General features: G+C 69.8%; 20 protein-coding genes and 2 pseudogenes. 8 read left to right on the forward strand and 14 right to left on the reverse strand.

Translation table 11 applies throughout. The features are described from left to right. Nucleotides 1-160 precede the first annotated feature (160 nt). From ACZ7L9_RS15695 to ACZ7L9_RS15720, 6 genes are all read right to left on the reverse strand, one after another. The gene (locus ACZ7L9_RS15695; RefSeq protein WP_471415715.1) at nt 161-1540 is read right to left on the reverse strand and encodes an NAD-dependent succinate-semialdehyde dehydrogenase; all 1380 of its coding nucleotides are present in this window, start codon (nt 1538-1540) and stop codon (nt 161-163) included. A gap of 13 nt (nt 1541-1553) precedes the next feature. Continuing rightward, nucleotides 1554-3257, reverse strand: coding sequence for a thiamine pyrophosphate-dependent enzyme (locus ACZ7L9_RS15700; RefSeq protein ID WP_471415716.1), 1704 nt, complete (start codon nt 3255-3257; stop codon nt 1554-1556). A 341-nt stretch (nt 3258-3598) separates the two neighbouring features. Beyond that, the gene (locus ACZ7L9_RS15705; protein WP_471415717.1) at nt 3599-4516 is read right to left on the reverse strand and encodes a LysR family transcriptional regulator; all 918 of its coding nucleotides are present in this window, start codon (nt 4514-4516) and stop codon (nt 3599-3601) included. Nucleotides 4517-4703: 187 nt separating this feature from the next. Next, nucleotides 4704-5987 carry an aspartate aminotransferase family protein gene (locus ACZ7L9_RS15710; RefSeq protein WP_471415718.1) on the reverse strand — a complete coding sequence of 428 codons (1284 nt, stop codon included), beginning with the start codon at nt 5985-5987 and terminating at the stop codon, nt 4704-4706. Beyond that, nucleotides 5984-6826 carry a nitrilase-related carbon-nitrogen hydrolase gene (locus ACZ7L9_RS15715; RefSeq protein ID WP_471415719.1) on the reverse strand — a complete coding sequence of 281 codons (843 nt, stop codon included), beginning with the start codon at nt 6824-6826 and terminating at the stop codon, nt 5984-5986. The genes ACZ7L9_RS15710 and ACZ7L9_RS15715 overlap by 4 nt, the downstream gene beginning before the upstream one ends. 308 nt (nt 6827-7134) lie before the next feature. Further along, nucleotides 7135-7404, reverse strand: a complete 270-nt coding sequence (locus tag ACZ7L9_RS15720; protein ID WP_471415720.1) for a helix-turn-helix domain-containing protein — start codon at nt 7402-7404, stop codon at nt 7135-7137. A gap of 102 nt (nt 7405-7506) precedes the next feature. On the opposite strand from ACZ7L9_RS15720, the pseudogene ACZ7L9_RS15725 reads away from it, so the two are divergent. Beyond that, nucleotides 7507-7863: pseudogene (locus ACZ7L9_RS15725) on the forward strand (M24 family metallopeptidase); the annotation flags it as partial. A gap of 67 nt (nt 7864-7930) precedes the next feature. Here the strand turns inward: ACZ7L9_RS15725 and ggt are convergent. Together ggt and ACZ7L9_RS15735 are read right to left on the reverse strand one after the other, a co-directional pair. Next, nucleotides 7931-9739 (reverse strand): gamma-glutamyltransferase, encoded by a 1809-nt coding sequence (gene ggt / locus ACZ7L9_RS15730; RefSeq protein ID WP_471415721.1) that lies wholly within the window; start codon nt 9737-9739, stop codon nt 7931-7933. Between the two features lie 372 nt (nt 9740-10111). After that, nucleotides 10112-10291: a hypothetical protein gene (locus ACZ7L9_RS15735; RefSeq protein ID WP_471415722.1), complete on the reverse strand. Its 180-nt coding sequence runs from the start codon at nt 10289-10291 to the stop codon at nt 10112-10114. 312 nt (nt 10292-10603) lie between these two features. Here ACZ7L9_RS15735 and ACZ7L9_RS15740 point away from each other — a divergent pair, with 312 nt between their 5' ends. Both ACZ7L9_RS15740 and ACZ7L9_RS15745 read left to right on the forward strand, forming a co-directional pair. After that, on the forward strand, nt 10604-11086 hold the full coding sequence (locus ACZ7L9_RS15740) for a DoxX family protein (protein WP_471415723.1): 483 nt from the start codon (nt 10604-10606) through the stop codon (nt 11084-11086). Nucleotides 11087-11125: 39 nt separating this feature from the next. Next, nucleotides 11126-11464, forward strand: a complete 339-nt coding sequence (locus ACZ7L9_RS15745; protein ID WP_471415724.1) for a hypothetical protein — start codon at nt 11126-11128, stop codon at nt 11462-11464. A gap of 423 nt (nt 11465-11887) precedes the next feature. Here ACZ7L9_RS15745 and ACZ7L9_RS15750 read toward each other — a convergent pair whose 3' ends face one another. Beyond that, nucleotides 11888-12040, reverse strand: coding sequence for a hypothetical protein (locus tag ACZ7L9_RS15750; protein ID WP_471415725.1), 153 nt, complete (start codon nt 12038-12040; stop codon nt 11888-11890). A gap of 475 nt (nt 12041-12515) precedes the next feature. Between ACZ7L9_RS15750 and ACZ7L9_RS15755 the strand changes: the two genes are divergently transcribed. The 5 genes and pseudogenes from ACZ7L9_RS15755 to ACZ7L9_RS15775 form a co-directional block, all read left to right on the forward strand. Further along, nucleotides 12516-13430, forward strand: a complete 915-nt coding sequence (locus ACZ7L9_RS15755; RefSeq protein WP_471415726.1) for an alpha/beta fold hydrolase — start codon at nt 12516-12518, stop codon at nt 13428-13430. After that, nucleotides 13423-15486 (forward strand): vWA-MoxR associated conflict system protein, encoded by a 2064-nt coding sequence (locus tag ACZ7L9_RS15760; protein WP_471415727.1) that lies wholly within the window; start codon nt 13423-13425, stop codon nt 15484-15486. The genes ACZ7L9_RS15755 and ACZ7L9_RS15760 overlap by 8 nt, the downstream gene beginning before the upstream one ends. Then, on the forward strand, nt 15483-16439 hold the full coding sequence (locus tag ACZ7L9_RS15765) for an AAA family ATPase (RefSeq protein ID WP_471415728.1): 957 nt from the start codon (nt 15483-15485) through the stop codon (nt 16437-16439). Before ACZ7L9_RS15760 ends, ACZ7L9_RS15765 begins: the two co-directional genes overlap by 4 nt. Continuing rightward, nucleotides 16432-19308 carry a TIR-like protein FxsC gene (locus ACZ7L9_RS15770; protein WP_471415729.1) on the forward strand — a complete coding sequence of 959 codons (2877 nt, stop codon included), beginning with the start codon at nt 16432-16434 and terminating at the stop codon, nt 19306-19308. The genes ACZ7L9_RS15765 and ACZ7L9_RS15770 overlap by 8 nt, the downstream gene beginning before the upstream one ends. Before the next feature lie 101 nt (nt 19309-19409). Then, nucleotides 19410-19601, forward strand: a pseudogene (locus ACZ7L9_RS15775) (hypothetical protein); the annotation flags it as partial. Between the two features lie 30 nt (nt 19602-19631). Here ACZ7L9_RS15775 and ACZ7L9_RS15780 read toward each other — a convergent pair. The 5 genes from ACZ7L9_RS15780 to ACZ7L9_RS15800 form a co-directional block, all read right to left on the reverse strand. Beyond that, nucleotides 19632-20165, reverse strand: a complete 534-nt coding sequence (locus tag ACZ7L9_RS15780) for a hypothetical protein (protein WP_471415730.1) — start codon at nt 20163-20165, stop codon at nt 19632-19634. Further along, the gene (locus ACZ7L9_RS15785; protein WP_471415731.1) at nt 20162-21598 is read right to left on the reverse strand and encodes an ATP-binding protein; all 1437 of its coding nucleotides are present in this window, start codon (nt 21596-21598) and stop codon (nt 20162-20164) included. Before ACZ7L9_RS15785 ends, ACZ7L9_RS15780 begins: the two co-directional genes overlap by 4 nt. After that, nucleotides 21595-22278, reverse strand: a complete 684-nt coding sequence (locus ACZ7L9_RS15790) for a response regulator (protein WP_471415732.1) — start codon at nt 22276-22278, stop codon at nt 21595-21597. The genes ACZ7L9_RS15785 and ACZ7L9_RS15790 overlap by 4 nt, the downstream gene beginning before the upstream one ends. 64 nt (nt 22279-22342) lie before the next feature. Further along, on the reverse strand, nt 22343-24007 hold the full coding sequence (murJ, locus tag ACZ7L9_RS15795) for a murein biosynthesis integral membrane protein MurJ (protein WP_471415733.1): 1665 nt from the start codon (nt 24005-24007) through the stop codon (nt 22343-22345). Continuing rightward, nucleotides 24004-25170: a lipid II:glycine glycyltransferase FemX gene (locus tag ACZ7L9_RS15800; protein WP_471415734.1), complete on the reverse strand. Its 1167-nt coding sequence runs from the start codon at nt 25168-25170 to the stop codon at nt 24004-24006. Before ACZ7L9_RS15800 ends, murJ begins: the two co-directional genes overlap by 4 nt. Between the last annotated feature and the right edge of the window lie 100 nt (nt 25171-25270).

The raw sequence follows: 25270 nt of genomic DNA on the forward strand, positions 1-25270 counted from the left end.
AGCGTAGGGGCTGGTTTCTTGTCCGCCGCCTCGCCAATCACTTCCCCCACCCCGCTCAGCCCCACCCCCCCTTCCCCTACCCCAAAAAACCACCGCGCCGTGTCGTATACGTACCGCCCGCGAGTACCGGACCGCGGACGGGTCACTCGGGTGGTGCCCGTCAGCGCTTGACTCGGATCAGCTTCTTGTTGGCGAATTCGTCCATGCCGTACCTGCCGAGCTCACGGCCGATACCGGACTTCTTGATCCCGCCGAAGGGGAGCTCGGCGGAGGTGCCGGGGGCGTCGTTGATGTACACCATTCCGGCTTCGAGGCGGTCGGCCACGCGCAGTGCGTGTTCCTCGTCGTCGCACTGGACGACCGCGCCGAGGCCGTAGGGGCTGTTGTTGGCGAGTGCGATGGCCGCTTCCTCGTCGGCCACCCGGTGGATGAGGGCGACCGGGCCGAAGAGCTCCTCGTGGAAGGCACGCATCCCTTCGGTGACCCCGGTGAGGACCGTCGGCTCGAACCAGGCGCCGGGCCGGTCGATGCGGTGGCCTCCGGTGAGGACCGTGGCGCCGTGTGCCACCGCGTCGTCGACCTGGGCGGCGAGCCCGTCGGCGGCCGCGACGGAGGAGAGCGGGCCGAGGAAGGTGGCCGGGTCGGTGGGATCACCGGGCTCCACCGCCCTTACCGCAGCGGTGAACTGCTCGACGAACGCGTCGTGGTTCTCGTCGAGGACGATGATCCGCTTGGCGGCGTTGCAGGCCTGGCCCGCGTTGCCGAACCGGCCGATGAACGCCTGCTGGACGGCGCGCGTGAGGTCGGCGCCACCGAGCACGAGGAAGGGGTCGGAGCCGCCGAGCTCCAGGACGACCTTCTTCAGGTGCCGGCCGGCGATCTCGGCGACCGCCGCCCCCGCCCGCTCGGAACCGGTGAGCGAGACGCCCTGTAGCCGCGGGTCCGCGATGACATCGGCCACCTGCTCGTTGGTGGCGAAGAGGTTGATGTAGCCGCCCTCGGGAAGACCCGCGTCACGGAAGATCTCCTCCATGGCGAGCGCGGACGCGGGGCACTGCGGGGCGTGCTTGAGCAGGATCGTGTTGCCCAGCATCAGATTGGGCGCCGCGAACCGGGCGACCTGGTAGTAGGGGAAGTTCCACGGCATGATCCCCAGGAGCGGCCCGACCGCTTCCTTGCGGACGACGGCGGTGCCGCCCGACACGACGGCCAGTTCCTCGTCGGCGAGGAACGCGGCGCCGTTGTCGGCGTAGTAGCGATAGATCGACACGACGATGTCGATCTCCATCCGGGCCTGTGCGACCGGCTTGCCCATCTCCTGAGTGATCAGGTCGGCCAACTCGTCCTTGCGTGCGGCGTGCAGATCGGCGACCCGTTGCAGCAGCGCGGCCCGGTCATCGACGGCGCTGCCGCGCCAGCCGGCCTGCGCGGCGGCGGACGCGGCCACGGCATCGGCGATCTGCGCGTCGGTGGCCTGCGGGTATTCGCGGATCGTCGTGCCGGTGGCCGGGTCGACGATGGCGTACTGAGTGGTGGTCATGGTGCGTGCTCCCTTACGGCAGGGGGATGTTCTGGTCGACGACGACATGGATGACGGCGGGCCGGCGTTCGTCGGTGACTGCCTTGAGGGCGCGCTCGACGGCTCCGGCCGCCTGGTCGTCGGCGGTGACGGTCTCGCCGTGGGCACCGAAGGCTCGCGCGTAGGCGGCAAAGTCGGGGTTGGCGAGCTGGGTACCGCTGATCCGGCCGGGGTAGTGGTGCTCCTGGTGCTCGCGGATCGTGCCGTACTGCTGGTTGTCCATCAGGATCACCAGGAAGGCCGCGCCGTGCTGCACCGCCGTGGCGATCTCCTGACCGTTCATCAGGAACTCGCCGTCGCCCGCGACGGCGACGGTCAGGCGGTCCGGGCTCTCCAGTGAGGTGGCGAGGGCGGCCGGGACGCTGTAGCCCATGGAACCGTTGCGCATGCTGAGCTGGCTGGGGAAGACCCGGGTCGGCAGATAGCGCTGGGCCCAGACGCAGTGGTTTCCGGCGCCGAAGGTGTACACGGCGTCGTCGGGGAGCCGTGCGACGAGTTCGGCGACGACGGTCGTCATGTGGGCGGTGCCTGGTGCGGTCGCGGGAAGGCCGGCGCCGGTGCGGACCTCGGCGGGCAGTGCGGCGTGCCGGGCCTGCTCGTCGCGGGCCTCGGCGGTCCACCGCGTCCAGTCTGGGTGTCCCGTCAGGTCGAGGCCGGTCAGGGCCTCGGTGAAGGTGTCGGGGGCTGCGAGTATCTGCCGGGTGAGGCCGCCGCTGCGACCGCGCAGCGTCGCGTCGATGTTGGCGACCACGGTGGTGGACGTCGGGGACTGGCGCAGCGTGTAGCCGTCGCTGGGTACATCGGTCAGCACGCCGCCGACGCAGAGCAGCAGGTCGGCCTCTTCGACGCGGCGGGCCAGCGAGTCGGGTCGCCCGTATCCCAACTGGCCTATGTTGACCGGCGAGTCGAAGGGGACCCGGTCCGAGGCTCGCCAGTCCTGGGCCACCGGGATGTGGTGGCGCTCGGCGAATGCGGTGAGCCGGGCGGCGGCACGGGGGGTCCAGCGGGGGCCGCCGGTGAGGATGAGCGGGCGTTCGGCGTGGAGCAGCAGTTCGCGCAGCGCGTCGAGTTCGGCGGGGGCGACGCCGCCGTCCGTCACGGGGATGACGGGGTGGACCTCCGGGGGCGCGGGGCGGGTGATGATGTCCTCGGGCAGACCGACGACGACGGGTCCGGGACGGCCGGAACGGGCAGCGAAGAACGCCTCGGCGACCATTTCGGAGGCGCGCTCGGGCCGGTCGAGCAGTAGGACGCGCTTGGCCTGCGTGCCGAACCAGGCTCGCGGGTCGAAGTCCTGGAACGCCTCGCGGTCGCGGTGGTCGCTGGGGATGAGGCCGACGAACAGCACGAGCGGTGTGGCGTCCTGCCAGGCGGCGTGGATGGCCACATAGGCGTTGGCGGCACCGGGGCCGCGGGTGACCATGGCGACGCCGGGTTCACCGGTGAGCTTTCCGTGCGCCTCCGCCATATAGGCGGCGCCGCCTTCGTGGCGGCAGACGACGGTGGTGATGTCGGAGTCGTGCAGCCCGTCAAGGAGGTCGAGGTAGCTCTCGCCGGGGACGGCGAACACCCGCTCCACACCGTGCAGGGCGAGGGATTCGACGATGGCGTGACCGGCTGAGCGGGTTCGGGCGGGGGCGGTGCCGGGGTGTGCGGAAGCGACTGACGTTTCGGTCACGGACGGGTCCTTCGGGGAGGTGCGGCGCAGCGGCGGGTACGGATGCGCTCGACGGTCCCGTCAGTATCGGAAGGCGATCACCATGCCGTCCAATACAGAAATGGCAGTTCAACCATAACCATCAGGCATGAAGAGCAGGTGGCATCCACCGCGCGTGCCACCGAGCGACGCGACCGCCCGGCCCCCCAGAACCGGCCCGGGGCCGCAAGCAGACCCTGCGGCGCCCGGCTCCGGCCCGTGCACGTCACGCCGTGGCTCGCAAGCATCCGTACGCGTACGCCGAGCCGTAGTCGTTCTCGGCGCCGTACGCATACGTGGAGCCGCACGCGTACGCGGAGCCCTCAGGGACGTGGGGGCGCCGGGATCACGGCGTCCCCCTGCCCCACCAGAAAGTCCCGCAGCCGCACCGCCGTCGCGCGAATGGTGTCGGCCGCGAAGTGCCCCGGCAGCCAGGCCACATGGAGCGGCACCTGCAGCACCTCCCTGCACCCGGCCCCCTCCGTCGTGATCCACAGCGCGTGCGCCCCGTACCGCGGCAGATCGGTGCTGACCCCGATCCCGTGCCCCGCCACCGCGAGCGCCTCCACGGTCGGGCCGTCCTCGCATTCGATGAGCCGCTCGGGTACGAGATGTGCCGCGCCGAGCGCGTTGTCGAGTACGGCGCGGCTGACGCTGGAGCGCGAGTGGGCGAACAGCCGGTCGCCGCAGATCTCGGCTAGGTCCACCTCGGTGCGGCCTTCCTCGGCCCAGGGGTGGCCCGGTGCGACATGCGCCTTCAGCGCGGTGCCACCGAGATCGACGGTCTCGAAGTCCACGACCATCGGCGTCGGGGACACGATGAAGTCCGCCTCGTCGAGGAGCTCGTCATTGAGCGCGAAGTGACCCGCCTGACGGGTGATCAGCAGCGGATCGTCCGGACCCGTCGTGGCGATGAACGGTGCGAGGAAGCCCCGGATGGTGGCTGCCGTCGCGGCGACCGTCAACTGCGCGACCCGTCCGGAGCGGAGCCCCTCGACCGCGGCCTCCATCTGGCGGGTCTCCGCGATGACACGGCGGGCAAGGGGGACGAAGGCGCGTCCGGAGGCGGTCAGTACCAGCCGGTTGCCACGCGGCTCGAAGAGCGTCATCCGCACCTCGCGCTCCAGCGTCTTGAGCTGACGACTCAGTCCCGGCTGGGCGACATGGAGAGTGGCGGCGGCGGAGGTGATGGTCCCGGCCTCCACGACGGCGAGGAAGTACAGGAGGCGCCGGTAGTTCATCGGCCGATGATAGCTACGACCAAAAGCTTCGAGGCCACCGTGCGCCAGGGCGTCGCCGAGGCCGAGCAGGCCACCGGAGCCGGCCGCCGCATCGGGTGACAGCCGCACCGGGGACGTGACGGCGGCCGGTCAGCACAGTCACGTGCGCCGGCCGCCGCCCACACCCCCGTCGCTCAGCCGCCGCTTGTCATCCCACCGACCGCAGGGCCTCGGCCAGGATCTTCGCGCCCTCCTCCGCCTCCGGGATGGTCAGTGTGAGCGGCGGTGCGATCCTCAGCACGCTGGTGTTGTGACCGCCGCCCTTGCCGATGAGCAGGCCGCCCTCCCGGGCCGCTTCGAGCACGGTGGCAGCCGCCTGCGGGTCCGCCTCGTCGGTGCCGGGCTTCACCAGCTCGATGCCGATCATCAGGCCCCGGCCGCGCACCTCCCGCACACACGGGGAAACCGCGCCGACCGCACGCAGCCGCTCGATCAGCAGCCCGCCGACGCGCCGGGCGTTGCCCTGCAGATCGTGATCGAGGAGGTACGAGAGGTTGGCGAGGCCGGCTGCCATGGTGACCGGGGAGCCGCCGAAGGTCGAGATGGAGTTGGCGTCGAGGCAGTTCATGACGTCGGCGCGGGCCACGACACCGCCGATCGACATGCCGTTGCCGATGCCCTTGGCGAAGGTGAGGATGTCCGGCGGCCCGTTCTCGCCGTGTGCCTGCCAGCCCCAGAAGTGTTCCCCGGAGCGGCCCCAGCCGGTCTGCACCTCGTCGGAGATCCACAGGACGCCGTGGCGGTCGAGGACTCGACGGAAGGCCGCGTACAGACCGTCGGGCGGTGAGGTGAACCCGCCGACGCCCTGGATGGGTTCGGCGATCAGGGCGGCGGGCTCGCGGATGTGGCCGAGCAGATCCTCCAGGTCGGCGACGCAGGCCGCGATGAAGTCGGCGTCGCCGAGGTGCGCGTACGGCCCCCGGGTGCGGACGCCGCCGTGCACGTACAGCGTCTGCAGCGGCGACAGACTCGTGGGCGACCACGCGTTGTTGCCGGTGATGGAGACCGCGGAGAAGGACCTGCCGTGGTAGCTGTTGCGCATCGCGAGGATCTGGTTGGACCTGCGGTACGCGGTGGCGAGGAGGAGGGCCGTGTCGTTGGCCTCGGTGCCGGAGGTGGTGAAGAAGACCCGGGCGTCCGGGATGCCGGAGAGCGTGGCGATGCGTTCGGCCAGCTCGACCATCGGCCGGTTGAGGTAGAGCGTGGAGGTGTGGATGATCCGCCCGGCCTGCTCACTGACCGCCTTGGTCACCTCGGGCAGTGCGTGCGCGGTCATGGTGGTGAGGATGCCGCCGAAGAAGTCGAGGTAGCGCCTGCCGTCGGCGTCCCAGACGTGACGGCCCTCGCCGTGGGTGATCTCCAGCGGGTGTTTGTAGTAGAGCGCCAGCCAGTCGGGGCTGACGGCCAGATGGCGTTCGTGCAGGCTGCTCACGGCTCCACCAGTCCTTCGTATGCGTCGGGCCGGCGGTCCCGGTAGAACGCCCACTGCTGACGGACCTCGTCGATGAGGCCGAAGTCGAGGTCGCGGACGACGAGTTCCTCTTCCTTGTCACTGGCGACCTCGCCGACGAACTGGCCGCGCGGGTCGACGAAGTAGCTGGTTCCGTAGAAGTCGTTGTCGCCGTACTCCTCCTGGCCCACGCGGTTGATCGCGGCGACGAAGTACTCGTTGGCGACGGCGGACGCGGGCTGTTCCAGCTGCCAGAGATAGCTGGAGAGGCCGCGCGAGGTGGCGGACGGGTTGTACACCAACTGGGCTCCGTTGAGCCCGAGTTGGCGCCAGCCCTCCGGGAAGTGCCGGTCATAGCAGATGTAGACGCCGACCTTGCCGACGGCGGTGTCGAAGACCGGCCAACCGACGTTTCCGGGCTTGAAGTAGTACTTCTCCCAGAATCCCTTGACCTGGGGAATGTGGTGCTTGCGGTACTTGCCGAGATAGGAGCCGTCGGCATCGATGACGGCGGCGGTGTTGTAGTAGAAGCCGGACTGCTCGATCTCGAAGACCGGCACGACGATCACCATGCCGGTCTCGCGGGCGAGTTCCTGCATCCGCCGGACGGTGGGCCCGTCCGGGACGGTCTCGGCCCAGCGGTAGTGCTCGGGTTCCTGCACCTGACAGAAGTAGGGGGCGTTGAACACCTCCTGGAAGCCGATGATCTTCGCGCCCCGGCGGGCGGCCTCGCGGGCATGCTCCTCATGCTTGGCGATCATGGATTCGGTGTCGCCGGTCCAGGTCGCCTGGACGAGTGCGGCGCGTACGACTTGGGACATGAGCTGCTCCTTCGACGCGGCGTCAGAGAGCCTCTACGCGTTTCTACGCCCGTAGACACGTGCGTAGAGGAGAACGTAAGCCCCGTCATACAGCGGGGCAAGAGCATCGCCGTGAACCGACGGAGTCGATCATGTTTCACACCCGTGCGGTCCACATGCGCGCCGCCCGAGGCCCGTACGGCGCTCTGCCCCCCGAACCGGTCCCGCGCGCCGGTTCGCCGAAGCAGCCCGACCTCTCCGAGGAGCTGCCGAGCCTGCCCGTCGGCGGCACGCCGCCGCCGACGGTACGGACGTACGCAACCGCGCCCCTACCCGGCCAGCGGCACCGCATCCGACTCCGGGGCGCAGCGCATGAGCAGTGCATCCATCGAGAGTCCGAGCGCCCCGGCCAGCGCCGCGACGGTGAAGAACGCGGGCGTCGGGGCGCGGCCCGTCTCGATCTTGCGGAGCGTCTCGGCGGAGATTCCGGCGCTCGCCGCGATCTCGACCATGCTGCGCCCGCCGCGCGCCTCGCGGAGCAGCGCTCCGAGGCGTTCGCCGCGGCGGTGCTCTTCCGGGGTCAGGGGCGTTCGTACCATGCCGTCATTCTAATACCGACTCGACCGGTATAGTAATTGGCATGGTGCAACTCAACACAGACACATCCATCGAAGCGGAGGCGGGAATCGCGGCGGCGGTCGTCGGGAATCGCGGCGGCGGTCGTCGGGAATCGGATCGGCGACATCGCGCATGCGATCGGCACGGTGTGCCGCAGGGCCGGTTACGGCATTCCGGAGGGGTTCGGCGGCCACGGCGTGGGCCGGTCGATGCACGAGGACCCGGCCATCCCCAATGAGGGACGGCCGGGTCGTGGCATGCCGTTGCGGCACGGAATGGTGCCGGCGATCGAGCCGATGCTGATCGGCGGCGGCAAGGACGCGTTCCATCCTGACCGGGACGGCTGGACGCTGCGTACGTCCGACGGCAGCCGGGCCGCTCACGCCGAGTACACGGTGGCGATCAACGACGACGGTCCACGGATCCTGACCGCGTTGTGATCAACCCGTTCACCCATGCCCAGCGCCCGTCCCGGCACTGCCCGTCAAGACAGCTATTGACGGAGCATCAGGGGCGCCCGCTCGGCTTCACGACCATCGCGGAGCCCCCGCCCCGACGCACCTTCTCGGCGGCCGCCAGCCACCGTCCGTCCGGCAGCCGCTGCACACCTGTCGCCGCGCCGATCTCCGGGTTCACCTTGAAGGCATGCCCCAGCGACTCCAGTTGCGCCCGCACCGGGCTGTTCCACAGCCCTGGTTCGAGTTCCGTGGTCGCCGAGTTGCGCTGACTGGCGCGCGGCGCCGCGATGGCGTCGACCAGGGGCAGCCCACGGTCGACCGTGCCGATGAGCGACTGCAGCACGGTCGTGATGATCGTGGCACCACCCGGCGACCCGAGGGCCAGCACCGGCTCACCGTGCTTCAGCACGATCGTCGGCGAGATGGACGAGCGCGGGCGCTTGCCCGGACCGGGCAGGTTCGGGTCGTGGACCGCCGGGTTGGCAGGCGCGAACGAGAAGTCCGTCAGCTCGTTGTTGAGCAGATAGCCGCGCCCCGGCACGGTGATGCCGCTGCCGCCCGTCTGCTCGATCGTGAGGGTGTACGCGACGACGTTGCCCCACTTGTCGGCGGTCGTCAGATGGGTGGTGTTCTCCCCCTCGTACGTCGTCGGGGCAGCCGTGCCACCGGCCGCGCAGTCGGCCGGGTGGCTGGGGTCCCCCGGCGCCAGCGGGCTCGTCAGCACCGCGTCGTCCTTGATCAGGCACTCCCGCGAGTCGGCGAACCGCTGGCTGAGCAGCTCCCGCGTCGGTACGTCCTCGAACGCCGGGTCGCCGACCCACCGCCCGCGGTCCGCGAACGCGATCCGGCTCGCCTCGATGTAACGGTGCAGGTACTGCGCCTCGCTCAGCTTCGAAAGGTCCGTGGATTCAAGGATGTTGAGCGCCTCACCGACGCTCGTGCCGCCGGACGAGGAGGGTGCCATGCCGTACACGTCGAGGCCGCGGTAGTCGACCTTCGTCGGTGCCTGCCGCAGCACCCGGTAGGACCGCAGGTCCTTGGCCGTGAGGTCGCCGGGACGTACGACCCGGCCGGCCTTCGGGTCCACGGGCGGGTTGCGTACGGTCCGCACGACATCGTCGGCCAGCTCGCCCTTGTACAGCCCGTCGATGCCCTCGCGGCCGACCTGTTCGTACGTACGCGCCAGATCGGGGTTCTTGAACACCGAGCCGACGACCGGCAGTTGGCCGCCCGGCAGGAAGAGTTTCCGGCTCGCCGGGAAGTCGGCGAACCTGGCCTGGTTGCCCTCGGTCTGCGAACGGAACGTGCTGTCGACGACGAAGCCGTCCCTGGCGAGCCGCTCGGCCGGTTTCAACACCTGCCGCAGCGATTTGCTGCCCCAGGTGTCGAGCGCGGCGGCCCAGGTGGCCGGGGTTCCGGGAGTGCCCACGCTCAGTCCGCTGGTGACGGCGTCCTCGAAGGCGAGCGGCTTGCCGTTCTCCAGGAACAGCGAGGAGTCCGCACTGCGCGGTGCGGTCTCGCGGCCGTCGATCGTTTCCACGGTGTGCGTCCTGGCGTCGTAGTGGACGAAATAGCCGCCACCCCCGAGACCTGACGAGTAGGGCTCGGTCACACCGAGCGCCGCCGCGGTCGCCACCGCCGCGTCCACCGCGTTGCCGCCCTTGCGGAGCACCTCGATCCCGGCGGCCGACGCATCCGCGTCGACGCTGGCGACCGCCCCTCCGTACCCCACCGCCACCGGCGACTTGGGAGGTGGCTGGGACGGTGGTGCGGACGAGGACGGGGCCGCCACCCCCATCGTCACGACAGCGGCGAGAACGACCGGCAACGACACATACCGCGCGACGGGACGTCGCATGCGCACCTCCAGTGAAGGATTGTCCGCCGCAGGGTAACGCCGCACCCCCCGCCCCGTCAGGACCACCGGTGAACCCGGGGCCGATCGCCCGCTGACATGCCCGCCCATGACTGACGACGTGCGCAACCTCGTGCTGGGCGTGATAACAGTGAGGGTCTCGCGCTGGGCGGTGAGGTCCTGGTCGACGGTCGAGCACCTGGCGTAGCCGATGAGTTCTCCCACCCGGCGAGCGTGCCGTTTGGGCCCCCTTCACCGGACGATTTCGCGGACCGCCTATATGAGACGGTGTCCGTGCAGGTCGGCCGGTTCGGGGAGGGCAGCCCCGGCCGTCACGGTGAGGGATCCCCTGACGGACACAAGAGGAGGCCGCAGTCAGTACCCTGACGCGGTGACAACCGACACCGCCTTGTCGAGAGCCGTGAGTGGCACCGTCGACCTGCCTCTGCTCCCGCTGCCGGCGTCGAGCAGGTTCTGGGCGATGGTCGCATAGCGGCTCGCGGTGGTGTGGGACAGGTTGTGGGCGAGGTGCAACGGGTCGGCGCCGACTGTCACCGAAAGACCGTACGGAGGGGGTCGCCTGTGCTACTGGATCACGCCGGCGCAAGACCGTGATCAATCTCGCCGATGCTGGCTGTTCCGTTGGTCCCCACGGCCGGTGACCCACATCTCTGCGCTCGTTGGACTCGGGGATGTCACAGGCCGAGACGCTGTCTCGTCTCGTGTTCGGGAGTCCTCGATCAGGGAGTTGATGATGAACGTCGCGCTGTGGATCACCGCCGGAGTGCTCGCCGCTGTCTGCCTGGTGGGCAGCTCCAAGATGTTCGTGCCGCAGGAGAAGCCGGCCGCGGTGGGGTCCTCCGCGCAGTGGGTCCTAGAGTTCAGACCCGTCGCGCTCAAGCCATCGGCGCCGTCGAACTGCCGGCCGCCGTCGGCCTGATCCTGCCCGCGGTCCTCGGTATCGCGCCGGTGCAGGTGCCGCTGGCCGCCACCGGACTTGTCCTGCTGTTCACCTGCGCGGTCACCATGCGGCTGCGCCGCGGCGAGAATGCCACCATCACCGGCGACCTGATCTACCTCGTCCTGGCCGCCTTTGTCGCCTGGGGCCGCTTCGGCCCGGCGCCCTCACCGGCTGACCCACGGGGTCGACTGCCGCCGTGGGGCGCGGTGCGGTGCCGAAGTGCCGCTCACCGCGCCGGGGCCGGCGCCCACGCGCCAGGGTCTGCCGTCAAATTCGCTCCTGCTCCACGGGCGACGACCGGATCTGTCCGGGGAGTCGTCGCCGCCGAGATCGTCGGCGGTGGCCGTCGCCAGGGTGACGCGGGCGTGGTCGAGTTCCCGTGTAAATGAATCTTCAATTCGTTCTGTCTCTATAGAAAGATCACTGGCATGGAGATCCTTCGGTACACATTCCTTGTCTTCCACCTCTTCGGGTTCGCCGCGCTCCTGGGTGGCATCTTCTTCCAGCTGCGAGGGAAGGACCCGGTGACTGGCAGTTACATGGTGAGCAGCACGGTCGTTCAGCTGGTCACCGGTGCGGGACTCGTCTGGACCCGAATATCCCTGGACCTTCCGGTGCCTCACGCGAAGATGGGGGTAAAACTGGCCTTGGACGTCCTGGTGGCGGTGACAGCACTGGTGGGCATGCGCAACAAGCAACCGTGGGCCTTCTATGCCGTGGGGACGTTCACAGCGGCCGCAGCCATCGTGGCCGTCGCATGGAAGTAGCTTCCCCAGCAGGCCCGAGCCCGCATCCGCACCACGAACACACCTCAGAGGGCATTTCACCTAGGCGGATTGCCCTTTCTGTCCTAGTAGGTTCCTCGCCAAGCGCATTGCGGATGAAACAACATCCACCTGGCGAGGCGCCTACTAGGCCCTAGGCCCTCGGGGAGCATTCGACCGGGAAGTACCGCCAGGGTGTGCAGTTTCCTGAACGCCTGTTGGCGGTTCGGGCCTGGTGGCAGGGTGTCGGAGATGAAGCGCGAGTGGTTGCAGAGGTTCCGTCGAGAGCAGCGGAAGCTCGCCCGGGTGCGACGGGCGGCGTGGCGGTCGGAGCAGGCGGAGCGGGACTGGGCTCTGGCCGCTGCCCGGAGCGGGGGTAAGGCTGAAAGGGTCTCGGTGCGGAAGGTCGCCGAGGCTGCCGGGTTGTCACCATCGCGGGTACACCAATTGACCCAGGGCGCCGACCTCGATGCGCTGGATGCCGCGCTCGGAGAACTGCGCGCGGCCGGGTGGCCGGCCCCGGAAGATCCGGGCGGCGGTCCAGGCCAGGCGGGATGCGCCCGCATTTCCGCTGATCACGGGCCAGGCGAGGGTACTCACTGCCGCACCAGCGGTTGCCGTTGCTCATGGCTCTTCCGCTCTCGTAACGAAGGCCCCGCCAAAGCGGGAGCCTTGCGTTTCCGCAGGTCAGGTGGCCGTCATGAAACTGAGTTCAAGGTGGGGACCCCCTGGAACGTGTCCGAAAGGGCTCGGGCCTGTGAATTCGCCGTTACTCGCTCAAGATCCGGCCCAAGCCCCCGACGGGAAGCGGGGAGACTTCTCGGCCCAGCGCACGGTTGCCTTCCCTGGCTGGCGGCCGGTCATCCGGCCCGTCGGACGGCAACTTGCCCTACCACCCGGGCCTTCGCTTCTGATGACCCGTCGGCCTGCCGGTTGGTAGCCTCAGGGCGAACGACGCACAGGGGAGGTCCACTTGGTGCCGCGGTTGGTGTTCGTACACGGAATAGGCGGACTTCGGGATACCGAACGTGAACTGGCCGCGTGGACGGGTGCCTTGGCAGACGGGATGCGGGCGGCCGGCCACACGGCACTCGTCGAGCGGCTGACCACTACGGATGCGGGCCGTTGCGTCTTCGCCTCCTACGCCGACCTTTTCTCGCTCCCCGAGGCCCAGGGCGGCGGCGGGACGACGGCCGAGGGCGAGGCGGGCGAGATCCTCGAAGATCTCCTCGTCGAGCTGGTAGCCGCTCTCGCGTCCGAGCACTCCGCCACCGAGGCGCCCCACGACAGCGCCTGGCAGGACCGGGAACGAATCCTGGCCCACGCGCGCGCCGAAGCCGACACGTCCGGCCAGGCCCAGGGAAGCCTGTCGGCACTGCGCAGGGCTCTGAATGTGGCGACCACCCTGATGGCGCTCAAGCCGTGGAGCGGTGTCGCACGCTGGGCAACTCCCAAGCTGATGGTCCGGGACCTCGCCCAGGTGTCGCGCTACCTGGCGCGCGGGGAGAAGGACGCGTCCGGGCTGACCCTCGACAGTCGCGTACGGAACCGTCTGCACGAGGCGCTCGGGGACGCCCCCGTGGTCGTGGTCGCGCACTCCCTGGGGACCGTCGTCGCACTGGAGGCACTGCACGAGCATCGGGCGGTCACCCCCCTCCTCGTCACCCTCGGATCACCGCTCTCGATGCGTACGGTCGTCCGGCCCAGGCTCCTGCCGCAGCCGCCGCGCACACCCGAGCGCGTCGAACGATGGCTGAACTTCTGGGACAAGGACGACATCATCGCCGTCCGCCCCCTGCTCGAACGCGATGTGCTGGCCAACGCGACCGGGGTGCTTCCCCGCAGCAGCCGGGTCGACTCGGACGGAATCTGGGTTCACTCCGCCGGGAAGTACCTGGCCCAGGCCGCCGTCGCAGGCCCCGTCGCGGAAGCCCTCATGTCCGCAGAGGCCGGTCCGCCTCATGAGTGAGAGGCCCCGGCGCCACCTTCTCGTCGTGGCACCTCAGTGCGCATCGATGCAGCACCTCACCCGCCTCGGGGAGGCGGCCTCCGAGCTGCATACCGCGCTGACCGACCCGGACATGGGCGACTGTGCTCCGGGGCTCCCCGACGGACGCTCCCTGATCGACGACGAGCGGCTGACGAGCAACTGGATCCGGACGCTGATCGGCGAGGCGATCCGCCATGCCGAGGATCGGCGGGCGTCACTCGTCCTCGCCCTGCTGGGGCACGGATTCGTGCCCGGAAGCACGCACACGCTGTACCTGATGGGCGCCGACTCCGCCGAGGACGCGACCGAACGGGCGGTCAACGTGGGCGAACTCCTCGCAGCCGCCGCGAACAAGGCCGACATCCCCAGCGTGCTCGGCATCATCGACACCTGCCACGCGGCCGGTGCGGTACCCCCGGGTCAGGACCTCACGGGCGGCGCCGGCAACGGGCGCAGTCGACTCGCCGTACTCATGTCCGCGTCGCTCACCCAGCAGGCGGTCGACCTCTCGTTCTCCAGAGCGCTCGCCAAGCTGATCAGGGAGGGCGTGCCCGGAGCGGGCCCCCTGCTGGGGGTGGACGACGTACAGCGGGAGCTGCGCGGCTCCGTCGTCGGTCAGGACGTGACGGTCTCCCAGCACGACGGCGACCCCTTCGCGACGGAGCCCGTCTGGGTCACCCGCAACATGCAGGGCCGCGGTACCGACCCCGGCGGGCTTCTCGGACGGCTGGCACGCGAAGACCTCACCGAGGCATTCGGCGCACTCCCTGCCGACGTACCCTCCCTGCCCGTGCCGCACGACGTGAAGTCCGCGCTCGACAGCCTGGAGGCACTCAAAGGTCTCCTCCCGTCCCCGGCCCGTGACCGGGCCGAGGAGGTCGTGCACTTCATGCTCACCGCGCTACGAACCGTCGGGTTCCTCCGTGCCTGGCTCGGCAGCGAGCTGACGACGGCCCGCCTGCGCCAGGCCCTGCGCGCCCTGCTGGCGTCGGAACACCGCGCCCTGGCCTCTCCGGTACCCGAGTTCACCGACGTTGCGATCCTGGACCAGCTGGCTTTCGACCACCCGGTGACCCGGAGCAATGGCAAACCGTCGGTCGCCGAGTTCGTGGTGCGCCTCGCCCTCGCCTCGGGCAAGGATCTGGCCTCTCCGGAACTGCACGCATGGGCGCGGTCGGTGGATGCCCAGCAGGAACTCAATGACGCCGTGGCGAAGGTCCTCGACGACCGGGAGGACCAGCAGCTGAGGCTTGCCGTCAGCCTCGACTCCTCGCTGACAGGTGGCTGGCCGGAAGCCGTGAGCGCGTGGCTGCTCCAGGACGGGAAGCTGCTCGAACGGCAGGACTTCAGCTGCCCCACGGTGGACCGAGCAGGTGCGGAGGCCGCGGTCGAGGAGGCGGCCAGCTGGGCGGAGGACCATGCGGAGGCGCTCGGGCGGCGTCTGAGATGGCTCGATGTCGCAGTGCCGAGCGGTGTACTGCTGGAGTGGCGTCCGGAGGAGGCCGGCAAGGGCCTGCGCTTCGGGGTGCAGTACGACGTCGTGTTGCACTGGAGCCGTCGGCTCGCCCCCGATCCCCTTCTGAGACGCGTCCAGGGCGCGGTGAACAAACGGTGGGAGGAGATCGCCGCCTGCACCGGAGTGCCTGTCGACTGGCTGGACGCCTCCGACACGGCCGACCGGCCGCCGTTGCAGGGCAGGTTGCGGGACGGCCTCTACCGACGGGCCATCGGCCTGACGCACCACACCGGACTCGACGGCCAGCTGATGGAAATCCTCCTCTCCTACACCCCAGTGCTGTTGTGGCCCCAGGGAGCGGAGGGATTCCCCATTGACCGGCACAGTTGTCTGGAGCCGCAGTGGGTGACCATGCCGGAAGGACTCGGCCACGCCTACCAGCGGCGATGGCGCGGCGAGTACGCCGGTCACTTCGCCGATCTCCGCGCGGTCTGGGACGACCGCGAGTGGTTGAGGTTCTGTCGGCTCGTGAGGACCACCGTTCCCCCCGTCCAGAACACGATCAAGGAAACCTCATGACGTGGAATCCGTACTACCGAGGCGACGGCGTGGTGAGGCAGGACACTCGTCTGCCCGACCCGCCGCCGTGGAGGACCTTCCCCCGCGTGTCGTCCCCCGGACTGTTCGAACCGCCGGAAGGACTCGTCGCCGCGGTCAACGCCGCTCTCGCCCTGCGCCGGCCCCTGCTGATCACGGGTAGTCCGGGCACGGGCAAGTCCACCGTGATCGAACAGGTCGCGGCGGAGCTCGCGCTGGGACCCGTACTGCGCTGGCATGTGACCTCGCGCAGCACGCTCGGGGACGCTCTGTACCGTTACGACGCTCTCGGGCGCATCCACGCCCACCGGCTGCAGCAGGACAGGATGCGCGCCGGTGAACAGGACGTCGGCACCGATGACATCGCGGCATTCATGACCCTGGGACCACTGGGAACGGCGCTGCTGCCGTCGGACCGGCCGCGTGCGCTCCTCATCGACGAGATCGACAAAGCCGATCTGGATCTTCCCGGGGACCTGCTCGACGTGCTGGAACGCGGCGAGTTCCGCATCGAGGAACTGCGCCGTGAAGGGCAGGAGCTCGCCTACCTGCGCATGTCCGGTGAGGATGCCAAGCACCCCGTACACAGCGGCCATGTGCGGTGCACCGAATTCCCCTTCATCGTGATGACGAGCAACGGGGAGCAGGAGTTGCCCGCACCGTTCCTGCGGCGGTGCCTGCGCTACACGATGCCCCGCCCCACACCGGAGCTCGTCCGGGAAGTCGTGCGCAGGCACCTGCAGCTCGACGTACCTGAATCGGGTCCGCTCGCCGATCTCGTCCACGACTTCGTACGCCGGGTGGGCGACGGCGAACGAGTCGCGATCGATCAACTGCTCAGCACCCTCCATCTGCTGGACGGACCGGCGAAGATGGAGGCATCGGAGCGCAGCGGAATCATCGGACTCCTGATGAAGAACCTGTCCGGTGCCTGACCGGGCCGACGGGCTGGGTGCCGTCGTCGACTCACTGCTCGGTCTGGACAGAGATCTCGACGCGGTGTCGATCGCCGAGGTCCTCTGGCTCGCGGCCCAGGACGACAGCCCTTCACCGGGCGACGGTACGGAGACCTACGACGCCAGGAGCCGGAAGGCCCCGGACGCCCGGGCGACGGCCGCCGGGCAGTCGGCGGAGACGGACGAGGCCGCACGGCGGAGCCCGCTGCACACACCCTGGGAGGAGGGTACGCCAGGCCCGGGAACGGTCGAGGTGTCGCTGCCCCGGAACAGCACACTGCCGCGCGGCCGGGAGCTGGCGCGGGCACTGAAGCCGCTGAAGCGACCATGGCCGCGAGGCCGCAGGCAGCGACTGGACATCCCGGCGACGGTGGCCGACTATGTGCGCGTCGGAGAACTCACCCCGGTGTTCTCCGACGAACCGGAGCGTTGGTTCGACGCAACCGTGGTCATCGACCGGTCACCCACCATGGCGGTGTGGGCCGGCACAGCTGACGAACTGGTGCGCCTCCTGGCCCGCACCGGGGTGTTCCGCACCATGCGGGTCCGCGAGCTCTACGCGGACGGGCTCCTGGAGAACACACCGACCTTGCACGGCCCCCTGGGACAGCACGTCGTGGAGGGCGGCGGGAGATCCGTCCAGCCGCGACGGCTCATGCTCGTCCTCTCCGACTGGGCGTCGGCCGCGTGGCGCGACGGCTCGCAGTGGAACCAGCTCCGTACGTGGGCTGCCGCCATGCCCACCGTCCTTCTCAACCCGTTACCGTCGAAGATCTGGCGCCAGGCGGGCATGAGCCTGCCGGCCGTCCGCGTGGTCTCGCCCGGGACACCCGGCGTGAACAACGCTCAGCTGCGGTTCGTCACGACACTCCTGATGAACCAGGCGTTTCCCGGTACCACCGACCGCGACTGGCTGCCGGTCCCCGTGAACTCCCTGTCACCCCACGCGATCGGCAGCTGGGCACGCACCCTCATGCTCTCGGATCCCGCCGGCTGCGAAGCCCTGCTCCTGCCCGCGCCAGGTCTCGTCGACCAGATGGTGGAACCGGACGAGGAGGAACCGCGCAGCGGCCGGTCCCTGACGGACGCCTATCTGTACCGCGCATCTCCGGCCGCGGTCCGCCTGGCCGTGCTGTGCTCGCTGTACCCGCAGGTGAGCATCGACATGCTCAGGGTCGTTCAGCAGAGCCTGGTCCCGGAGGCAACGCCCCCCGACCTGGCCGAATTCGTCGTCGGCGGCCTCGTCACCGTCACCGAGGCCGCCCGGGCGGGCGGCCATCCCGTACTGCGGTTCCGGGACGGTACGCGCGAGCAGCTCATGCCCAGACTCGGAGCCCGGGACGCCCGGCGTCTGCACAGTGCCGTTGACCGGTTCATCGAGAGCAACTCCGCCTCGCTCACCCGTTTCCCGGCCGCCGTGTCCGGTTCCAGGGCGGCCGCAGGGATTCCGGTGGACCCCGAACCCTTCGGCGAGGTGTCGGCCGGTGTCCTGCTGGCGTTGGGACTCCCCGTCGAGACGCCCGCGCCGGTCGGCCTCACGGAAACCGCCACTGCCGAGTCCCCGGTGGAACCGGTACCCGATCCCGGCGCTGCGGCGGCCGAAAGCGCGGGGGCCTTCACCCCCTCCCCGCCGCTCCCGCGCGGAGGGAGGACCGACCACACAGCGTCCCCGTACTTCTTCCTGAGCTACGCGCACACCCCGGGGTACGCCGGTGGAACGGAGCCGGACATGTGGGTCGAACGGCTCTTCCAGGATCTGTGCGGTCACGTGACAGCCATGACCGACCTGCCCGCAGACGTACCGGCCGGCTTCATGGACCGAGAGGTACAGTCCGGCGAGGGATGGTCGGAACGGCTGGCTGGCGCACTGGCCAGCTGCCGGGTCTTCGTGCCTCTGTTCTCGCCGCGCTACTTCGCCAGCGAGATGTGCGGCAAGGAGTGGTACGCCTTCGAACAGCGGGCCGTCCATCACCGCGCGCGTTCGAATCAGCCCGCGGAGGCAATCGTCCCCGCGCTCTGGGTACCTGTGCCCCCCAGCCAACTTCCGGTCCCAGCCGAGCGGTTGCAGTTCAACCACCGTGACTTCGGGGAGCGTTACGCCAGTGACGGGCTCTACGGGCTGATCAAGCTCAGGATGTTCGCCGACGAATACGAACGAGCGGTGTACGAACTGGCGAAGCGCATTGTCAGCGTCGCCGACACCATGCGGATCGCCGAAGACAGGCCCGTTGACTACCGCATGGCTCCCAGTGCCTTCGGACACCCGACCGGTGGGGGTGGTGGGCCCAGGCCGTTGCGGATCACCGTGATCGCGCCCACCCGCCACGACCTGCCCGAGGGGCGCAGGCCGGAGTACTACGGCGACAGTGCAAGGGACTGGAACCCCTACTACCCGGACTCTGCCCGCCCTCTGGCCCAGGTTGCCGAAGAGGTGGCGCGGTCCCGCGGCTACCAGGCCGTCATCACCTCGTTCGACGAGGAGTACGGACTTTCGGGAGGAAGGCAGCTGCCCGACACCCCGGAGATTTTCCTCATCGACCGCTGGGCCCTTCAGGACGAGGACCGCAGGCGCAGGCTCGCCGCCTTCGACGCGGAGTACCAGCCCTGGGCGACGGTGATCGTGCCCTGGAACCGCGACGATGGCCAGAGCAGAGCCGCCGAGGCCGAACTGACCGAGACGCTTGTACAGACGATGCCGGCCAAGATGCGGCACGCATGGACAGTGCTCAGCATGGAGGAGTTCGGCCAGTTCCTTCCCCAGGCGGTCGACGTGGCCGCTCAGGAGTACCTGAGGTATGCGCCGGCCAATCCGCCGGCGGGCGAGCGGCGCAGCGACACGGCCCGGTGACCGATCGCGGTACTCCGTGATCATTTCGGGAACGCCCCACCGCCGGAATGTCTCGGCGGCGGGGCGAGTGGTCGGCACGCGGTCAGCCCTGCGCGGCGAAGGCCTCCGGCTATCTGGCCCGCAATTACGAGAAGCTGGCCCGCAAGCACGGCAACAACACCTTCTGCCTGCTGCTGAAGGTGGTCAACTCGCAGGCGTACGGCCCCGATGTGGTGGAGCTCGTCGCCGATGTGACACGGGCTGCGCAGACCCCCGTACCGGCACCGCGCAACTCTCACCGGGCAACGGGCTGAGCCCCTGTCGCGAAGGCAGGAAGCCGACGGTCAGACGGAGCAGTGGGCCGGTCCGATGACACCGTCGGTGCCGATCACCTTCACCGCCGCGCTCCGGTCCGCGGTACGGGCCTGCGCGGCCGTGCAGATCAGCTGCTGCCGGGCGACCTCGGAGAGTTCCCCGACGGGGGTGTTCACCCGGACGGACACACCGTCCGGCCCCAGAGTCAGACCCGACACCCCTTGAATGTACGGAAGTTCGGTACGGAGACCCGCGTCGGCCTCGGCCTTGGTGGGCCCGCCGAACAGCATGGCGACCGCCTTGTCGGAGCCACGCCACACGTCGGCCGCGCCCTTGTCGTCGACGTAGCCTTCCACCGTCAGGTCGACCTGCCGTACGACGGGCATCAGCCGGTTCGCGGACGACGAGGACACGAAGTAGAGCAGCACGCCCTGTTGGCCCCCCGGGGCCACCTGCACGGTCGCCGGATCGCCGACCTCGACGACATCCGTCTGCCGTATCCCGCACCCGGTTCCCAGCAGTGCAAGGGGCAGCAGGGCGCCGAGCGCACGTACGCGTCTCACTGCTCCTCCAGCGGAAGTTCCACGGTCAGGACCGCGCCGCCCCCGGGCCCGGCGGCGGCGTGCACGGTACCGCCGTGCAGCCGTACGTTCTCCTGGGTGATCGCCAGGCCGAGCCCGCTGCCCGCCGACCGGGTGCGGGCCGTGTCGGCCTTGTAGAACCGGTCGAAGATGTGCGGAAGCACGGCCGGGTCGATACCCGGCCCGTTGTCCGCGACCTCGGTCACCAGCCGGCGGGCCGCACCCCGCCGCTCGGTCCGCAGCCGTACGGTGACAGGCTGCGCACCGTGCCGCAGGGCGTTGCCGACCAGGTTGGCGACGACGACGTCGAAGCGGCGCGGGTCGAGCATCGCCCTTATCCCGTCCGGCAGTTCGGTGCGGACCCGGTCCTCCCAGTGCCTGCCCTGCAGGGTCTTGCGGATCGTCTCGGCGACGTCGACCTCATAGAGGTGGAGATCCGCGGCCTTCGCGTCGAAGCGGGAGATCTCCATCAGATCCTCCACGAGGGTGGCGAGCTTCCCGGTCTCGGCACTGATCAGCCGGACGGCCGCCGCGGTGTCGGCGTTCAGCTCGGCGGCGTCCTCGTCGAGCACCTCGGTGACGGCGAGCATCCCGGCGAGAGGGGTGCGCAGCTCGTGCGAGACGTCCGAGGCGAAGCGTCTGGCCCGCGCCTCCGCCCGCTGGAGCTCCTCCACCGACTCCTGGAGCTTTGTCGACGACTCGTTGAACGTCCGGGCGAGTTCGGCGAGTTCGTCGGAGCCTTTGACCTCGATACGGCTGTCCAGCTCGCCCCGGCCGATGCCGGCGGCGGCCCGCCGCAGATCGCGTACCGGACGCAGCACGCTGCGGGCGGCGAGCAGGGCGGGCACCAGCGCGATCAGGAGGGCGGGCAGGGCGCCGTCGCGGGCCGCGGTGACCATGGCGTTGACATTGGCCTCCTCGGTGGAGAGCGGCATCACGGCATAGAGGACGAGCCCGGTGGGCTGGCGCCCGTCGCCCCGGTCGAAGACTGCGGGCATCCCGATGGTCAGCCATGGATCGCCGTTCTTGACGACCCGTTGGAAGGAGCCGTGCGCGTTGTCACGGGCCGCATTGCGCAGTGCGGGCGTGATCACACCCGAGGTGGGCTGGTCCGTCGAGGACACGCGGATCTTCCCGTATTCGGCGAAGACTCTCCACGTGTGCGGCTTGCCCTCCCTGGCGAGGGTCTGGCAGGTCCGCCGCAGTTGCTCCGGATCAACCGGCAGGGTCACTGCCTGTGCGGCGATCCGGTCGCGGAACTGGGCGACGGCCGTGTCCTGCGCCTGCTGGAGGATGGCGGAGCGGGCCTCCCGGTAGGTCAGGGTCGCGGTGGTGACGACGCTGATCGCCGCGACCAGGAGGAAGGCGCCTATGAGACGGGTCCGCAGTCCGAACCGCGCGGCGAAGAGCTTCATGCGAGCGGTCCGAAGCGGTAGCCGAAACCACGGACGGTTTGGATGTAGCGCGGGCTGCCCGCCACGTCCTCGATCTTCTGCCTCAGCCGACGCACGCAGGCGTCGACCAGGCGCGCGTCTCCGTGGTAGCTGTGCTCCCAGACGTATTCGAGGAGTTGCTGCCTGCTGAAGACCTGCTCGGGCGAGGCCGAGAGGTGGAGCAGCAGCTTCAGTTCGGAGGGCGCGAGCAGGACGCGCTGCCCCGCCTTGGCGACCGAGAGCCCTGCGCGGTCGACGGCCAGTTCGCCGTGGAATTCGATGCCACTGCGCCCAGCGGGTTCGGCGAGTCTGCGCAGTACGGCGCGGATCCTCGCCTCTATCACTTCGGTACGAGCGGGCTTGACGATGTAGTCGTCGGCGCCGGCCTCCAGCCCGACGACCACGTCGAAGTCGTCACCGCGCGCCGTGAGCATGATGATCGGCAGCTGGCTGGTCTCCCGTATCAGGCGGCAGACCTGGACCCCGTTCATTCCTGGGAGCATCAGATCGAGGAGCACCAGATCGGGCCGGAACTCCCCCAGCTCGGCCAGTCCCTCCTCACCGGTCTCCACGGCCCGCAGCTCATGACCGCGCCGCCGCAGCCCCAGCTCGACCCCTTCCCGTACGGAGGGGTCGTCTTCGATCAGCAACACGCGAGGCATGGCGGCAGTATCCCAGCGATCAAGGAATGGATTCGAACCGGTGACCGGACTGTGCGCCGGGGGCTCACGCCCGCCGCAGCCGCCCCCGGCCCGCGGCGATCATGGCGCTGATCTCCCGCAGCCGGAACGGCCGTGCCAGCAGCGCCACCGTGAGAAGGAGTACGACGGCGCCCGCCCCCACCGCGGCGAAGTCCCCGGACCCCTCGCAGGCGCGAGCGGCCAGGTATCCCAGCAGCCCGGCGGGCACACTCGCCACCACCAGCCGGAGCTGCGCCCACAGCCCGGGCGAACGCAGCAGCGAGGGCCGGGCGGCATCGCTGCCGGAGACCCTGCGGTGCAGCACGTAGGCGGTGACGCCGAAGCCCACGAACAGCGCCACGGAGTACGCCCCGGCCATGCCCGTCACGGCCCAGCGGACCGGCAGCAGCAGATACGCGGCGACGCAGAGCCCGGCGTTGAGTACCGCGATCACCAGATTGAGGAGGAACGGGGTGCGGGTGTCGCTCATCGCGTAGAACGCGCGGGAGAGCACGTACTGCCCGGAGTAGGCGATCAGCCCCGGCGCGAACGCCATCATCATTCCCGCCATCACGGCAATGTCCGCGTCGCCGGTGCGCCCGTATCCGTACACGGCCCCCATCACCCACGGTGCCAGCGCGAACAGCAGGGCCACCGCGGGGACCACGACCGCGGCCGAGGTGCGCAGGGCGTACGAGACATCGCGTCGCACACCCGTCAGGTCGTTGTCGGCGGCCGCCCGGCTCATCCGGGGCATCAGCGCGGTGACGAGCGAGACGGTCACGATGCCGTGCGGCACCACCCACAGCTGAAAGGCGTAGCTGTACGCGGTGTAGCCCACGCCGCCCGGCACATGCTGTTCGGCGGCGTGCTGCCCGGTGGCGGTGGAGAGCCGGGTGACCACCCAGTAGGCGATCTGGTTGGTCAGCACGAGCATGACGAGCCACCCGGCCGCGCGCAACGGCCGGGTGAGTCCGCTGCCCCGCCAGTCGAACCGCGGCCGCCAGCGGAACTTCGCGGCGCGCAGCGCGGGCACCAGGGCAAGGGTCTGCACGGCGATCCCGGCGGTGGTCCCCCAACCGAGCCACTGGGCCTGCGCCGGGGTCAACGTACCGTCGGAGCCTGCCGCGACGGCCAGATAGATCCCGAACACCGCGATGATCACCACGTTGTTGAGGACGGGAGTCCACATCATCGCGCCGAACCGGTCGCGTGCGTTGAGCACTTGGCCGAGGAGGGTGAACAGTCCGTAGAAGAGGATCTGCGGCAGGCAGTAGCGGGCCAGGGCGATGGTGAGTTCGGCCTGTTCGCCGTGGTAGTCGGGGGCGTAGACCGAGACGATCCACGGTGCGCCGACGACCGTGATCGCGGTGAGGGCGAGGAGCCCGATCGTGCAGAGGGTGAGCAGCCGGTCGGTGTACGCGGCTCCACCGTCGGCGTGGTTCCTGGCGGCCCGCACGAGTTCCGGGACGAAGACGGCGTTGAGCGCGCCACCGATGAGCAGTGTGTAGAGGATGTTGGGCACGGTGTTGGCGACGGTGTACCCGTCCGCCTGGAGTCCGGTGCCGAGCGCGGCGACGACGACCGCCGAGCGTACGAAGCCGGTCGCCCGGGAGACGATGGAGCCGGACGCCATGACGGCGCCGCTGCGCAGCACCGAGCCGGACCTGCGCTCTGCGGCCTTCTCGGAGGCCGCCTCGGTGGCCGTCATCGGCGCGCCAGGTACGCCTGGAACGCCCGGTACAAGGTGTTGTTGGCAGGTCCGCCCACCGATGTCTCCCACTCTCCGAGGGTCTCGACCACCTGACCTCCGGTGCCGAGCTTCCAACGGAGCAGCCCGAAGGGTCGGTCGTCGGGGTCAAGGGTGGAGGGTACCCCGCGCATGTCGTGCACATCGGCACCCAGCTCATGGGCGTCGAGCATCATCTTCCACTGCAGTGCGTTGCTGGGACGGACTTCGCGGCGGTGGTCGGCGGAGGCGCCGGTCTGGTACCAGACCCGCCGGCCGGTGCTGATCATGGTGTGGGCGGCCAGGATCTCGCCCTGGTGGACGGCCAGATAGAGCCTCATCCGACCGGGGTGTTCGGCGTTGAGTACGGCGTACTGCTGCTGGTAGTACGCCAGGGAGCGGCCGAGCCGGAAACCGTCGCGATCCTCGGTGATCCGCAGCAGGCGGTGGAATTCCGGCAGTTCGGCCGCGCCGCCGATGACGATCCGCACCCCGGCCTGCTGGGCCTTGCGTACGTTGCGGCGCCACTCCTGGTTGAGTCCCGACCACAGTTCGTCGCGGGTCCGTCCGGCGAGCGGCACCTGGAAGACGTAGCGCGGCTGTGCGTCGGCGTCCCCTCCCCCGTCGCCGCCGCAGCGGCGCCAGCCGCGGGCCCGGAGCCGTTCGGCGACGGCCGTGCCGAGCGGCTCGACCCCGGTCGCGAGTACGTCGCCGACCTTGCGGCCGCGGCCGGTGGCCGCTTTGAGGCGGGCTGTGTCCCAGCGGCGGTACGCCGGCGAGGGGCCGATCCGTACGGCGAAGGCGCCGGACTTCCGCAGGTGCGCCATGAGCGGCCGCAGCCAGCGGTCGATGTCGGGATCGGCCCAGTCGGCCACCGGCCCCTCGGGCAGATAGGCGAAGTACTTGCGGGTTCCAGGGAATTGCCGGTAGAGCACCAGCGCGGCCCCGGTCAATTCACCCGAGTCGCTGTGCCAGCCGACCATTTCGGAGGCCCATCGGTCCTTCACCGAGGCCCAGCACGGATACTGCAGAAAGCTTGCCTCCGTGCGGGTGGACACGAAGGCCCGGTGCTCTTCGGCGGTCAGGCTGCGTATCCGTAGCTCGTGGTCATGGCTGCGGTCTCCGGTCGCAAGCAGCGCTGACATGTTCGTGGCCCTCCCTGGTCCGCCCCGTTGTCGGCTCTGCGGGGCTGCACAGGATGCTCACAGCGGTCCGTGACGGAGCCGAGCGGCGAATGTGACCGGA

The organism is Streptomyces sp. NPDC111516 (assembly GCF_055635345.1).

Excerpts from the sequence above, each read along its gene's own strand:
- ACZ7L9_RS15695 (WP_471415715.1), bottom strand. The coding sequence starts at position 1,540 with ATGACCACCACTCAGTACGCCATCGTCGACCCGGCCACCGGCACGACG.
- ACZ7L9_RS15705 (WP_471415717.1), bottom strand. The coding sequence starts at position 4,516 with ATGAACTACCGGCGCCTCCTGTACTTCCTCGCCGTCGTGGAGGCCGGG.
- ACZ7L9_RS15715 (WP_471415719.1), bottom strand. The coding sequence starts at position 6,826 with ATGTCCCAAGTCGTACGCGCCGCACTCGTCCAGGCGACCTGGACCGGC.
- ACZ7L9_RS15720 (WP_471415720.1), bottom strand. The coding sequence starts at position 7,404 with ATGGTACGAACGCCCCTGACCCCGGAAGAGCACCGCCGCGGCGAACGC.
- ggt (WP_471415721.1), bottom strand. The coding sequence starts at position 9,739 with ATGCGACGTCCCGTCGCGCGGTATGTGTCGTTGCCGGTCGTTCTCGCC.
- ACZ7L9_RS15745 (WP_471415724.1), top strand. The coding sequence starts at position 11,126 with ATGGAGATCCTTCGGTACACATTCCTTGTCTTCCACCTCTTCGGGTTC.
- ACZ7L9_RS15760 (WP_471415727.1), top strand. The coding sequence starts at position 13,423 with ATGAGTGAGAGGCCCCGGCGCCACCTTCTCGTCGTGGCACCTCAGTGC.
- ACZ7L9_RS15765 (WP_471415728.1), top strand. The coding sequence starts at position 15,483 with ATGACGTGGAATCCGTACTACCGAGGCGACGGCGTGGTGAGGCAGGAC.
- ACZ7L9_RS15785 (WP_471415731.1), bottom strand. The coding sequence starts at position 21,598 with ATGAAGCTCTTCGCCGCGCGGTTCGGACTGCGGACCCGTCTCATAGGC.
- ACZ7L9_RS15790 (WP_471415732.1), bottom strand. The coding sequence starts at position 22,278 with ATGCCTCGCGTGTTGCTGATCGAAGACGACCCCTCCGTACGGGAAGGG.
- murJ (WP_471415733.1), bottom strand. The coding sequence starts at position 24,007 with ATGACGGCCACCGAGGCGGCCTCCGAGAAGGCCGCAGAGCGCAGGTCC.
- ACZ7L9_RS15800 (WP_471415734.1), bottom strand. The coding sequence starts at position 25,170 with ATGTCAGCGCTGCTTGCGACCGGAGACCGCAGCCATGACCACGAGCTA.